The sequence below is a fragment of the Micromonospora sp. LOL_023 genome (assembly GCF_048060115.1).
Classification (GTDB): domain Bacteria; phylum Actinomycetota; class Actinomycetes; order Mycobacteriales; family Micromonosporaceae; genus Micromonospora_E.
In genome coordinates this window covers 1-12,432 of record NZ_JBHMIM010000017.1, presented here as the reverse complement: position 1 = coordinate 12,432, position 12,432 = coordinate 1, and the positions used below count along the sequence as shown (strand labels likewise).

Sequence of the window (12,432 nt, the reverse complement as noted above, 5' to 3'; positions counted from 1 at the left end):
ACGACGCCGGCATGAACACCGCCGAGTACGCGGTCGGCACCCTGGCCGCTGTCGCCTTCGCCGGCATCCTGCTCAAGGTGCTGACCAGCGAAGGTGTGCAGGCCGCGCTGGCATCGGTGATCGATCGGGCACTCGGGTGAGTCGGCGCCGGCGGGCCGGCGGCGATCGCGGTTCGTTCACCGCCGAGTTGGCGGCCGGCCTGCCGGCGCTGGTCCTGCTGTTGGCGGTCGGGCTGTCCGCGGTCAGCGCGGTCGTCACCAAAGCCGAAAGTGTCGATCTGGCTCGGGCGGTCGCCCTGGCCACGGCCCGGGGCGATGCGGTCTCACCGCCGGGCGGGCCGGCCGGTGCCCAGGTCCAGGTGGCCTACGACGGCGACCTGGTCACGGTGACGGTGCGGGCGCCACTGCGGGCGTTGGGGGCCCGCCTTCCGCGGAGCACGGTCACCGTGACCGCGACGGCTGCCGTCGAGCCCGGTGTGTTGATCGACCCTGGCGTGCTGATCGACCCTGTGGCGGTCCCCGCCACGTCGGATCCGGTCGGTCACCCGTGATCGGTCACCGTGGCCGGCACTGGGTCCTGGCGCGTACGGCTGGTTCGGGCCAACGGGGGAGCGCCAGTCTGTGGCTGTTGGCGGTCGGGTTGGTGCTGGTCGCCGCCGGCTTGGCCGGCGCGATGATCGGTGCGGCTCGGTTGGCCCGGCAGCAGGCCGCGGTGGCGGCGGACCTGGCCGCGTTGGCTGGCGCCGCCCGGGCCCTCGACGGCCCGACCCTGGTGTGCGAGCGGGCCGCCGAGTTGGCGGAGCGCAACGGCGGTCGGCTGGTCGGCTGCGTCGTCGAAGGGCTGGAGGTGCTGGTCGCCGTGGAGGTGCCGGTGCTGCCGTCGATCGGCGTCAACCGACCGGCGGTCGCCCAGGCCAGGGCCGGCCCGGTCCACGGCCCGCCGTCTGTGGTCTGACGCCCAAGATCAATGTGAGCGCCAGATACCCTAAAACAGCCGGGTAGCGTATCTGGCGCTCACATTGATCTTGCCCTCGACCAGAGCGCTCAGCGGGCGGGGCCGTCGGCGGCGGCGTGCATCGCCCAGCGGGAGATCACCTGCTGGATGCTGTAGAGCCGCTGCTGGATCAACTCGAGGCGCTCCGCCTGGGCCAACGACGCGTACGCCTGGGCAAGGGCGATCTGCTGGTCGACGGTGAGGTTCTGCTGGTCGATCGAGTAGAGCATCTCGACGGTGTCGGTCACGGTGTCGGCCACGGTGTTCTCCTCCGGCGGCGTCCTGGAGCGCTCCCATGCCTAATCTATCCAGATCGGTCGAGATCTATGCCGGTAAATCAACCAGAGTTGGCTGCCGGATCGGCCATCGTCTCGGCAGCGTTGGTCGGCTCCGGCAGATTGGTCAGCACCACGTCCAACACCCGGACCGCGTCCGCCTTACCCAGCGGGTTGTTGCCGTTGCCGCACTTCGGCGACTGCACGCAGGAGGGGCAGCCGGTGTCGCAACCGCAGGCGGCGATCAGGTCCCGAGTGGCACCGAGCCAGGTGCGGGCCGCCTGGTACGCCCGTTCGGCGAAGCCGGCACCGCCCGGATGCCCGTCGTAGACGAACACCGTCGGCGCCTCGGTGTCGGCGTGCGACGCCGTCGACAGTCCACCGATGTCCCACCGGTCGCAGGTGGCGACCAGCGGCAGCAGACCGATCGCCGCGTGTTCGGCGGCGTGCAGTGCGCCCGGCACCTCCGCCGGGTCGACTCCGGCGGCGGTGAGTGAGGCCGGCGAGACGGTGAACCAGACGGCCACGGTCCGTAGTTGCCGGGCCGGCAGATCCAGCGGTCGGGTGTCCAGCACCTCGCCGGAGCCGATCCGTCGCCGCTGGTAGGAGACGACCTGACTGGTCACGTCGACGTCGCCGACGAACAGCCCGACCGGCCCGGCGTCCTGGTACTCGCGGACCGAGACCACATCCAGCGAGGTCACCTCCCGGGCGTGGGTGGACCATTCCGGCTCCTCGGCGTGCACCAACGCACAGGCGCCCTCCAGATCGAGGTCGTCCACCACGTACGACACGCCCTGATGCAGGTAGACCGCGCCCGGATGGACCAGGAAGTGCGACGAGCCGGGGTCGACGGTGCCGAGCAGCCGGCCGGTCGCCGCCTCGACCACGTTGATCGGCGCGCCGCCTTCGCCCCGCAGGTCGACGTCGGGGCGCCCCGGCGCGGTCCAGTACCAGCCGGTGGGCCGGCGGCGCAGCAGCCCGGCCGCGACGAGTTCGTCCAGCGTCTGTTTGACCACCGCGCCGCCGAACAGCTCGACGTCCGCCGTGGTCAACGCTCCTTCGGCGGCCGCGCAGCACAGCTGCGGCCCGAGGACGTACGGGTTGGTCGGGTCGAGCACGGTCGCCTCCACCGGCCGGCCGAAGACCGCCTCGGGGTGGTGCACGAGGTACGTGTCGAGCGGGTCGTCGCGGGCGATCAGCACTGCGAGAGCCTCCCGTCCGGCCCGTCCGGCCCGACCCGCCTGCTGCCACAGCGACGCCCGGGTGCCGGGGTAGCCGCAGATCAGCACCGCGTCCAGGCCGACCAGGTCCACGCCGAGTTCGAGTGCGTTCGTCGAGGCCAGCCCGAGCAGGTCGCCATGGACGAGTGAGCGTTCCAGGGCCCGTCGCTCCTCGGCCAGGAACCCGGCCCGGTAGGCCGCGACCCGGGTGCCCAGACCGGGCACCACTTCCTCCAGCGCCCGGCGGGCGGTGCTGGCGACCACCTCGGCGCCGCGCCGGGAGCGGACGAACGCGAGCGTACGCACGCCGGCGGCAACGGCGTCGGCGAGCAGGTCGGCGCTTTCGCGCAGCGCGGATCGGCGTACCGGGGTGAGGTCTTCGGTGTCGGCCCGGGCACCGGGCAGCAGCGGCGGCTCCCACAGCGCGAAGGTGACCGCGCCCCGGGGTGCGCTGTCCTCGGTGACCGGCTCGACCGGTAGGCCGGTCAGCTGTCGTGCCGCCCGCGCCGGTTCGCCGGAGGTGGCCGAGGCGAGGATGAACACCGGTCCGGCCGGGCCGCCGGGTCGGGCGCGGTGGTACCTCTCGGTCTGCCGTCGCAGCCGGCGGAGCACGTGTGCCACGTGTGAGCCGAACACCCCGCGGTAGCTGTGGCACTCGTCGACGATCACGTACGTGAGCCGGCGGAGGAAATGCGACCAGGCGTTGTGGCCGGGCAGAATGCCGCGATGCAGCATGTCAGGATTTGTCAGTACGAAGCGTGCGTGCTGCCGGATCCACGCCCGTTCGGCCTGCGGGGTGTCGCCGTCGTAGCAAGCCGGTCGGACGCCGTCCAGCCCGAGCCCGGTGACGGCGCGGAACTGGTCGGCGGCCAGCGCCTTGGTCGGTGCCAGGTAGAGCACGGTGGCCCGTGGATCCGCCAGCAGCGTCGACAGCGCCGGCAGCAGGTACGCCAGGGACTTCCCGGAGCCGGTCCCGGTCGCCACCACGACGTGCCGGCCGCCGTGGGCAAGCTCGGCGGCGTACGCCTGATGTTGCCAGGGTTCCCGCACGCCGCGCCCGGCCAGCGCGTCCCGCAGTTGGTCCGGCACCCAGCCGGGCCACGGCGCGGTCGTCCCGGGGCGGGCCGGCAGCCGTTCGACATGGGTGACCGGGTCGGGCCACCCACCGTCCGGCACCGATCGGGCCTCGCCCGCCTGGCGCGGCAGTTGCCCGGCGGACCGCCACCGGCGCAGCAACCCCGCCGGGTCCGGAACGGGCCCGGGCGTTACGGTGGCGGGTGAGGTCACGTCTGCACTCTCGCACTGGTGTGCGGACGTCGGCATCCCGGGGTGTCGGTCGGCCAGGATGGAGGCCGCCCAGGTCACCGGTCATTCGGGTATCGATCGTGCGGAGCCGCCCAGCACGAATGTGCCGGGCGGTGGTTAGATGCCATAATCACGCGTCACGGCCAGGCGTGCGTCACGGCCAAGGAGGAGACCGATGGAACTGTCGCTGTCGACTCGCACCGTGGGTGAGCACACGGTGCTGGAGGTCGGTGGCGAGGTGGACGTCTACACCGCGCCGCGCCTTCGGGAACGGTTGATCGAGCTCATCGACGCTGGTGACCGCAAGATCGTCGTCGACCTCGGCCGGGTCGACTTCCTCGACTCCACCGGACTCGGTGTGCTGGTCGGCGCGCTGAAGCGGCTACGCCCCGCCGGCGGCACCTTCGGGCTGGTCTGCGACAAGGAGCCACTGCTGAAGATCTTCCGGATCACCGCCCTCGACCAGGTCTTCCCGATCTTTCCGACGGTGGAGGCTGCCGCTGGCGAGGCGCCGGCCGGTCCGGCCGGCGTAGTTCCACCGGCGTGATGGCGACAGTCCGGCTCTCGTTCTCCCCGGCGCCAGTGCACGTGCGCACCGCACGCCTGGTCGGAGTCGCGGTCGCCCGCCGTGCCGGGGTCGCCGAGGAACTCCTCGACGAGGTGCGGTTGGCGATCGGTGAGGCATGCACCCGGGCGGTCGCCCTGCATCGCCAGTACGGGCTGGTCGACCTGGTCCGGGTGGAGATGTCCGACGAGGAGACGTACACCGTACGGGTGATCGACCGCGCGCCGATCGAGGCCGGGCTGGGCCTGAGTGCCCTGCCGCCGGACGAGTTGGCCGACGAGGCGCTGACCGACGAGGCGTTGACGGTCGGCGTCGGCTTCGCGCTGCTCGCCGGCTTCGTCGAGGACCTGCAGGTCCGGCCGGTCGACGAGGGTATCGGCACCGAGGTGCGGATGGTGTGGCCGGTCGGCCGCTGAGCTCGCCGCTCGCCGCTCCGTTGGGCCCGCCCACGGATTTCAACCGGCAGGCAGAGATCAACAGGAGTCGTCGTGCTTTTCGTTCTGCCTGCGGGAATGATCTGAAACTCGGTGGGTAGACGGTGTGACCTGCCTTACCCCGGGCCGCTAGAGTACGCGGGTTATCACCAACTGTCCTGGCCCCACAGCCTGTGGGCGCCAGCAGACTTCGTCGCTCCCCGCGTGGAGTCGCTCCGGCGGTTCGTCCACCGACCGGGGCGAGCGTTCGGTACAGGAGGACACTGATGTCCGGGACCATCTTGGCTGCCGAAGGCGGCGGGTTGTCCCTTACTGGATCACACCTGACGTACGTCATCATCGCCGCGGTCATCGCGTTGGTGGCGTTGGGTTTCGCCGCCGCCCTGGTACGGGCGGTTCTGGCAACCGGTAAGGGCACCACGAACATGCAGGAGATCGCCGGCGCCGTGCAGGAAGGCGCGTCGGCGTACCTGTTCCGCCAGTTCAAAACCCTCGGCGTGTTCGTCGTACTCGCCGTCATACTTCTCTTCCTGCTGCCCGTCCACGAGACACAGGGCAGCGAGACGATGGTGAAGGTCGGCAGGTCCGCCTTCTTCGTGGTCGGCGCGGTGTTCAGCGCGTTCATCGGTGGCGCGGGGATGGCCCTGGCGACCCGAGCCAACGTGCGGGTGGCCGCGGCTGCCGGTGCCGGCCCGGGCGGCCGGGAGAACGCGATGAAGATCGCCTTCCGGACCGGCGGGGTGGTCGGTTTCCTCACCGTTGGTCTCGGCCTGTTCGGCGTGGCCGTGGTGGTCATGATGTACCGGGTCGACGCGCCGACCGTACTTGAAGGATTCGGCTTCGGCGCCGCGCTGCTGGCCATGTTCATGCGGGTCGGTGGTGGCATCTTCACCAAGGCAGCCGACGTCGGCGCCGACCTGGTCGGCAAGGTCGAGCAGGGCATCCCGGAAGACGACGCCCGTAACCCGGCGACCATCGCCGACAACGTGGGCGACAACGTCGGCGACTGTGCCGGCATGGCCGCCGACCTGTTCGAGTCGTACGCGGTGACCCTGGTCGCCGCGCTGATCCTCGGCCGGGCCGCCTTCGGCGAGGAAGGTCTGATCTTCCCCCTGATCGTCTCCACCATCGGTGCGGTGATCGCCCTCGTCGGCGTCCTGCTCACCCGGCTGCGTCCCTCGGACCGCAACGGCATGGTGGCCATCAACCGGGCCTTCTTCACCTCGGCGGTGCTCGCCGCCGTGCTGGTCGCCATCGCCGCGTTCCTCTACCTGCCCGGTAGCTGGTCGGAGCTGCTCGGCGACGACTGGCGTACGCAGCTCGACGTCGACGCCGGGGTGGACCTGCCGTTGTCCCCGGCCGGGCTGGCGATCGCCGCGGTCATCATCGGTATCGTGCTGGCCGCCGCGATCCAGCTGCTCACCGGCTACTTCACCGAGGTGCACCGCCGCCCGGTGCAGGACATCGGCAAGAGTTCGTTGACCGGCGCGGCCACCGTCATCCTGGCTGGGATCAGCGTCGGCCTGGAGTCGGCGGTCTACTCCGCGCTGCTGGTCGGCGGTGCCGTCTTCGGGGCGTTCCTGCTCGGTGGCGGTTCGATCACCCTGTCACTGTTCGCCGTGGCGTTGGCCGGCACCGGCCTGCTCACCACGGTCGGCGTGATCGTCGCGATGGACACCTTCGGCCCGATCTCCGACAACGCGCAGGGCATCGCCGAGATGTCCGGCGACATCGACGAGGCAGGCGCGCGGATCCTCACCGAGCTGGACGCGGTCGGCAACACCACCAAGGCGATCACCAAGGGCATCGCGATCGCCACCGCGGTGCTCGCGGCGACCGCGCTGTTCGGGTCCTACACCGATACGGTCAGCATCGCACTGCGCGACGCCGGGATCGACGATGTGCCGGGCTACCTGGCGGACTCGCTCAACGTCGCGAACCCGGGCAACCTGGTCGGTCTGATCATCGGCGCGGCGGTGGTGTTCCTCTTCTCCGGGCTCGCCATCAACGCGGTGTCCCGCTCCGCCGGGGCCGTCGTGCTGGAGGTCCGCCGCCAGTTCCGCGACAACCCGGGCATCATGGCGGGAACCCAACGGCCGGAGTACGGCAAGGTCGTGGACATCTGCACCCGTGACGCCCAGCGCGAACTGCTCACCCCCGGCCTGCTGGCGGTGCTCGCGCCGATCGCGGTCGGCTTCGGCCTCGGCGCCGGTGCGCTCGCCGCGTACCTGGCCGGTGCGATCGCCACGGGTGTGCTGATGGCGGTCTTCCTGGCCAACTCCGGCGGTGCCTGGGACAACGCCAAGAAGTTGGTGGAGGACGGCGCGCACGGCGGCAAGGGCTCCGAGGCGCACGCCGCGACGGTCATCGGCGACACTGTCGGTGACCCGTTCAAGGACACCGCCGGGCCGGCGATCAACCCGCTGCTGAAGGTGATGAACCTGGTGGCGCTGCTGATCGCCCCTGCGGTGATCATGTGGGGTGTCGGCACCGACCAGAACAACCCGCTGCGGATCACCGTCGCGCTCGCTGCCACGGCGATCGTGGTCGCGGCCGTGGTGTTCACCAAGCGCAAGTCGATGGCGATCGGTGACGACCTCGGTGACGGTCCGGCCGGCGGCGGTGCCGCCGGCTCGGAGCCGGAGCGGGTCAGCGTCTGATCGACCGGTGGCCCCGCCGGCCCGCGATCCGACCGGATCGCGGGCCGTGCGGGCCCACCGTATCGACCTACCGCCGACCGGCGGCGGGCCGTACGGTTGCCGCCGCCAGTGCGTACGCTGCACAGCATGGGAGCGCGCCACGTGGTATCCACTGCCCGGACCACTGTGGTGCTCATCGCCGTCCTGGCGACGTTGGCCGCCTGCGGCGGTGGGCCGAGCCCGGTCATGTGGGCGGCCGAGGTCTGCACCGCCTTGCGCCCGTGGCGAGCGGAGATCAGCGGCCTGACCAGCAGCGCCCAACAGCAGATGACCGCGCAGACCACCCCGGCGCAGGCCCAGGAGAATCTGGTGCGGCTGCTCGCCGGGGCGGAGTCCGCCACCGAGACCGCCCGCGCCCAGGTGGTGGCGGCCGGCATCCCCGACACCGACCAGGGCGAACTGGTCGCCGGCGGCTTCGTCGATTCACTCGGTGCGGTGCGCGACGCGTACGGCCGGGCCGAGGAGGGCATCGCCGAGCTGGACGCCAGCGGCCCGGCGGACACCTTCTACGACGGTGTCGAAGCGGTGCTCGAGGTGCTCACCGACGAGTATCAGAGCAGCGCGCTGGACACCACCACGTTGGATTCCGCCGAGCTCGATCGGGCCTTCGACGAGGTCCCGGAGTGTCGCTGACACCGCCAGCCGACTCACCGGCCGGGGCTGTGGTAGCCCGGCAGTTGTCGCTGTTCGGTGTGGCCGCCGTCGATCCGACGCCGGCTGATCTCGCGGGCCTGCTGGCCGGCCCGGGGCGGATCAGCCGGATGGGTGGCACGGTGCGGGTCTCGGTGGACGTCGACCATGCCTGGCGGGTGCACGTGCTGGTCGCCGAGTTGCGCCACCGCGGGCTGACCCCGAGTTGGCGGCAGACGCCCGAGGGCCGGCTCGTGGTGCGAACGGCGTACACGGCGGTGCTCAGTCAGTTGGGTGCGGCCTGGCTGCACCCCCGTCCCGGGTCCCCGCCCCCGGCGACCACCGACACCGGCACTCAGGCCGAGATCGACGCTGAGGTCCGGGACGACGCCGAGATTGACGCTGGGGTCCGGGACGACGCCGACGCCGACGCCGGGGTCCGGGACGACGCCGACGACCGACTCGTCAAACGGCCGCCGGTCGGGTTCCACCTGGCCGGCCAGCGGCTGCGCCTGTGGGCCGCCGCGGCCGGCGTCCGTGATCAGCTCGGCTTCCGGCTCGGGCTCGGCGAGCCGGACGCGGACAACTGGGCACAGGTGGGTGCGGCGCTCGCGGCGATCGGGTTGCCGGCGGCGCTGTTGGACGCCCGGTCGGGTGGGCCGGCGTTTCGCATCGTCGGCCGACGCCGACTGACCAGGCTGGCCGAGCTGCTCGGCGACCGGCCCTCGGCGGCCCCACCGGACGGCTGGGTCTGACCCGGATCGCTGGCTGACCGGCCGGGGCCGGGTCGGGCCGGCTGCTGTCCGATCGCCGACAGAGTCCGCCGGACATCGACCGCTGCCATCGGATCTTCCGGTGCGGTGTGCCACGTCACCTCAGTCGTTGGGTGTACCGTGTCGCCGTTGGTGCGGTGGGACGAGCAGGATCGGCATCTGGTGGGCTGCCGATCAGCTGTGGTGGATCAACCGGGCGACCGACGCGAATCGGACAAGAGGCTTGCCCGCGTGTGCTCCACCGGACCCGGGTTCGCGTTACGTTGGACGTCGTGACTGTCGCCCGCCGCCCGCCGTGGCGGGCGCCGGTCGATCTGGGTCGCTGCCTCTGTGGCTGCGGCCTGAGTGGGTCGAGGTCAGGAGAGAAGTGCCGAGCAACACCTCAAGCAGCCGTCTGGTCATCGTCGAGTCGCCGGCGAAGGCCAAGACGATCTCGGGCTATCTCGGCCCGGGTTATGTCGTGGAGGCGAGTCTCGGGCATGTCCGGGATCTGCCGCGCAACGCGGCCGACGTGCCCGCCCGGTACAAGAAGGAACCATGGGCCCGGCTCGGCGTCGACGTGGACAACGGATTCTCCGCCCTCTACGTCGTCTCACCCGACCGTAGGCAGCAGATCGCCAAGCTGACCAAGCTGGCCAAGGAAGTGGACGAGGTGCTGCTCGCCACGGACGAGGACCGCGAGGGTGAGGCGATCGCCTGGCACCTGGTGGAGACGCTCAAGCCGAAGGTCCCGGTCCGGCGGATGGTCTTCCACGAGATCACCCGGGCCGCGATCCAGGCCGCGGTGGCGAGCCCGCGAGAGATCGACCGCGACCTGGTCGACGCCCAGGAGGCCCGGCGCATCCTGGACCGGCTGTACGGCTACGAGGTCTCGCCGGTGCTGTGGAAGAAGGTGATGCCCCGGCTCTCCGCCGGCCGCGTGCAGTCGGTCGCGACCCGGATCGTGGTGGAGCGGGAACGCCAGCGGATGGCGTTCCGTACCGCCGAGTACTGGGACATCCAGGCCACGCTGGCGCTGACCGGCCGGGCGGGCGCCGAGGCCGACGGACCGCGGTCGTTCAACGCTACGCTGATCGCCCTCGGCGGCGACCGGATCGCCACCGGAAAGGACTTCGAGGCCACCACCGGCCGGGTCCGTCCGGAAGCCTCGGTGGTGCACCTGGACGGCGACGGTGCCCGGGGCCTGGCCGCGCGCCTCGACGGCCGGCCGTTCACCGTCACCCGGGTCGAGGAGAAGCCGTACCGCCGCCGCCCGTACGCCCCGTTCATCACCTCGACGCTGCAGCAGGAGGCGGCCCGCAAGATGCGGTTCTCCTCGCAGCAGACGATGCGCACCGCACAGCGGCTGTACGAGAACGGCTACATCACCTATATGCGGACCGACTCGGTCAACCTGTCGGAGACGGCGATCGCCGCCGCCCGCAGCCAGGTCGCCGAGCTGTACGGCGAACGCTTCGTGCCGCCGGAGCCGCGTCGCTACACCGGCAAGGTCAAGAACGCCCAGGAGGCGCACGAGGCGATCCGGCCGGCAGGTGACCACTTCCGGACCCCCGGTGAGCTGGCCAACGAACTGTCCGCCGAGGAGTTCAAGCTCTACGAGCTGATCTGGCGTCGGACCATCGCCTCGCAGATGACCGACGCGGTCGGCTCCAGCGTGTCGGTACGCATCCGGGCGGTCTCCACCGCTGGGGAGGAGTGCGACTTCGGCGCCACCGGTAAGACGATCACCGATCCCGGTTTCCTGCGCGCGTACGTCGAGTCCTCCGACGACGAGTCGGCCGAGGCTGAGGACGCCGAGCGTCGACTGCCGAACCTGACCAAGGACCAGCCGTTGTCCGCGCAGGAGCTGGCCGCGGTCGGCCACAGCACCCAGCCGCCGGCCCGCTACACCGAGGCCTCGCTGGTCAAGGCGCTCGAAGAGCTCGGCATCGGTCGGCCGTCGACCTACGCGTCGATCATGCAGACCATCCAGGACCGGGGGTACGTCGCCAAGCGCGGCCAGGCGTTGATCCCGTCGTTCCTGGCGTTCGCGGTCATCGGCCTGCTGGAGAGCCACTACCCACGGTTGGTGGACTACAACTTCACCGCCAGCATGGAGAACGAGCTGGACGAGATCGCGTCCGGCGATCACCAGGCGGTGGACTTCCTCACCTCGTTCTACTTCGGCAGCGACACCGCCGGTACCGATTCGGTTGCCCGCTCCGGCGGGCTCAAGCGGCTGGTCACCGACAAGCTCGGCGAGATCGACGCTCGCAGCGTCAACTCGATCCCGCTGTTCGTCGACGACGACGGCCGCCAGGTCGTCGTCCGGGTCGGCCGGTACGGCCCGTACCTGCAGCGTTTCCTGCCCGGTGCGGACGGTGTCGACTCCTCGGCGCCGGCGTCGCACGACGGCGATGCCCACGCCCACGACGGCGATGCCCACGCCCACGACGGCGTCGGATCCGCCGACGGCAACAACGAGTCGCCCGGCGGCGAGTCCGAGGTCGGCGCGTCCGCCGCCGACCGGGTCTCGTTGCCCGAGGGGATCGCCCCGGACGAGTTGACCCCGGAGAAGGTCAACGAGTTGTTCCTCGGCGGCGGCGGTGAGCGCAAGCTCGGCGAGCACCCGGAGACCGGCGAGCCGATCGTGCTCAAGTCCGGCCGCTTCGGCCCGTACGTCGAAGGCGGGGAGCGGCGCTCCTCGCTGCTGCGTTCGCATTCCCCGGAGACGCTGACCCTCACCGAGGCGCTGCGCCTGCTCACCCTGCCCCGGGTGGTCGGCACCGCCCCGGACGGCGCAGAGGTGGTGGCCGCCGCCGGCCGCTACGGGCCGTACGTGAAGAAGGGCGACGAGTTCCGCTCGTTGGATTCCGAGGACAAACTCTTCACCGTCTCGCTCGACGAGGCGTTGGCGCTGCTCGCCGCGCCGAAGGCACGGCAGCGGCGGGCGGCCGCGCCACCGCTGCGGGAGATGGGTGTCGACCCACTCACCGAGCTGCCGCTGGTGATCAAGGACGGCCGCTTCGGGCCGTACGTGACCGATGGTGAGAGCAATGCCTCGCTGCGTCGCGGTCAGACGCCGGAATCGTTGACCATCGAGCAGGCATCGGAGATGCTGGCCGAGAAGCGGGCCAAGGGTCCGGCGCCGCGCAAGAAGGCGGCCAGGAAGGCAGCGCCTGCCAAGACGACCGCGAAGAAAGCGACCGCGGCCAAGACGACCGCGAAGAAAGCGACCGCGGCCAAGACGACCGCGAAGAAAGCGACGGCGAAGAAGGCCGCGCCGAGGAAGGCCGCCGCACGAAAGGCGACTGACCAGTCCGACGCCTCCTGACCCGTTGACCACCCGGCCGCAGCGCGGTCGACCGTTCAGCGCCGTGGCGACCTGCTCGAAGGCGTGAGGTACGCCTGATCCGGCGGTGCGATGCACCGGTGGGTCGCCACGTGCGCTGGTTTCATCCTTGGCTCTGGAACCGGCTCTGGAACCAATGCCACTTAACGTAAGTTGATCATGGTGTTGGGCTGGGGTTTCGTGGCCGTGTTGGTGTCGCGGCGT

At 71.0% G+C, this 12,432-nt stretch carries 11 protein-coding genes; 9 read left to right on the top strand and 2 right to left on the bottom strand.

Features of this window, described 5'->3' with window-relative positions; all coding sequences use genetic code 11:
* The first annotated feature begins 11 nt into the window (after window positions 1-11).
* From ACFHVL_RS11585 to ACFHVL_RS11575, 3 genes are read left to right on the top strand one after another with little or no spacing between them, the layout of a single operon-like run.
* The gene (locus ACFHVL_RS11585) at window positions 12-140 is read left to right on the top strand and encodes a DUF4244 domain-containing protein (protein ID WP_233606454.1); all 129 of its coding nucleotides are present in this window, start codon (window positions 12-14) and stop codon (window positions 138-140) included.
* Window positions 137-550, top strand: coding sequence for a TadE family type IV pilus minor pilin (locus ACFHVL_RS11580; protein ID WP_416627637.1), 414 nt, complete (start codon window positions 137-139; stop codon window positions 548-550). Before ACFHVL_RS11585 ends, ACFHVL_RS11580 begins: the two co-directional genes overlap by 4 nt.
* The gene (locus ACFHVL_RS11575; protein ID WP_416627636.1) at window positions 547-954 is read left to right on the top strand and encodes an Rv3654c family TadE-like protein; all 408 of its coding nucleotides are present in this window, start codon (window positions 547-549) and stop codon (window positions 952-954) included. The genes ACFHVL_RS11580 and ACFHVL_RS11575 overlap by 4 nt, the downstream gene beginning before the upstream one ends.
* 89 nt (window positions 955-1,043) lie before the next feature.
* Here the strand turns inward: ACFHVL_RS11575 and ACFHVL_RS11570 are convergent, their stop codons facing one another.
* Together ACFHVL_RS11570 and ACFHVL_RS11565 are read right to left on the bottom strand one after the other, a co-directional pair.
* Window positions 1,044-1,253, bottom strand: a complete 210-nt coding sequence (locus ACFHVL_RS11570; RefSeq protein WP_416627635.1) for a hypothetical protein — start codon at window positions 1,251-1,253, stop codon at window positions 1,044-1,046.
* 77 nt (window positions 1,254-1,330) lie between these two features.
* Complete coding sequence (locus ACFHVL_RS11565) at window positions 1,331-3,814, bottom strand: DEAD/DEAH box helicase (RefSeq protein ID WP_416627716.1); 2,484 nt, start codon at window positions 3,812-3,814, stop codon at window positions 1,331-1,333.
* A 157-nt stretch (window positions 3,815-3,971) separates the two neighbouring features.
* Between ACFHVL_RS11565 and ACFHVL_RS11560 the strand changes: the two genes are divergently transcribed.
* The 6 genes from ACFHVL_RS11560 (at window position 3,972) to topA (ending at window position 12,210) form a co-directional block, all read left to right on the top strand.
* Window positions 3,972-4,343, top strand: a complete 372-nt coding sequence (locus ACFHVL_RS11560; RefSeq protein ID WP_416627634.1) for an STAS domain-containing protein — start codon at window positions 3,972-3,974, stop codon at window positions 4,341-4,343.
* Window positions 4,340-4,777 carry an ATP-binding protein gene (locus ACFHVL_RS11555; RefSeq protein WP_326551065.1) on the top strand — a complete coding sequence of 146 codons (438 nt, stop codon included), beginning with the start codon at window positions 4,340-4,342 and terminating at the stop codon, window positions 4,775-4,777. Before ACFHVL_RS11560 ends, ACFHVL_RS11555 begins: the two co-directional genes overlap by 4 nt.
* A 284-nt stretch (window positions 4,778-5,061) precedes the next feature.
* Window positions 5,062-7,455 (top strand): sodium-translocating pyrophosphatase, encoded by a 2,394-nt coding sequence (locus ACFHVL_RS11550; protein WP_416627633.1) that lies wholly within the window; start codon window positions 5,062-5,064, stop codon window positions 7,453-7,455.
* Window positions 7,456-7,581: 126 nt separating this feature from the next.
* The gene (locus ACFHVL_RS11545) at window positions 7,582-8,127 is read left to right on the top strand and encodes a hypothetical protein (RefSeq protein WP_416627632.1); all 546 of its coding nucleotides are present in this window, start codon (window positions 7,582-7,584) and stop codon (window positions 8,125-8,127) included.
* On the top strand, window positions 8,118-8,879 hold the full coding sequence (locus ACFHVL_RS11540; RefSeq protein ID WP_416627631.1) for a hypothetical protein: 762 nt from the start codon (window positions 8,118-8,120) through the stop codon (window positions 8,877-8,879). The genes ACFHVL_RS11545 and ACFHVL_RS11540 overlap by 10 nt, the downstream gene beginning before the upstream one ends.
* A 385-nt stretch (window positions 8,880-9,264) precedes the next feature.
* Window positions 9,265-12,210 carry a type I DNA topoisomerase gene (topA, locus tag ACFHVL_RS11535; protein WP_416627630.1) on the top strand — a complete coding sequence of 982 codons (2,946 nt, stop codon included), beginning with the start codon at window positions 9,265-9,267 and terminating at the stop codon, window positions 12,208-12,210.
* The last annotated feature ends 222 nt before the right edge of the window (window positions 12,211-12,432 follow it).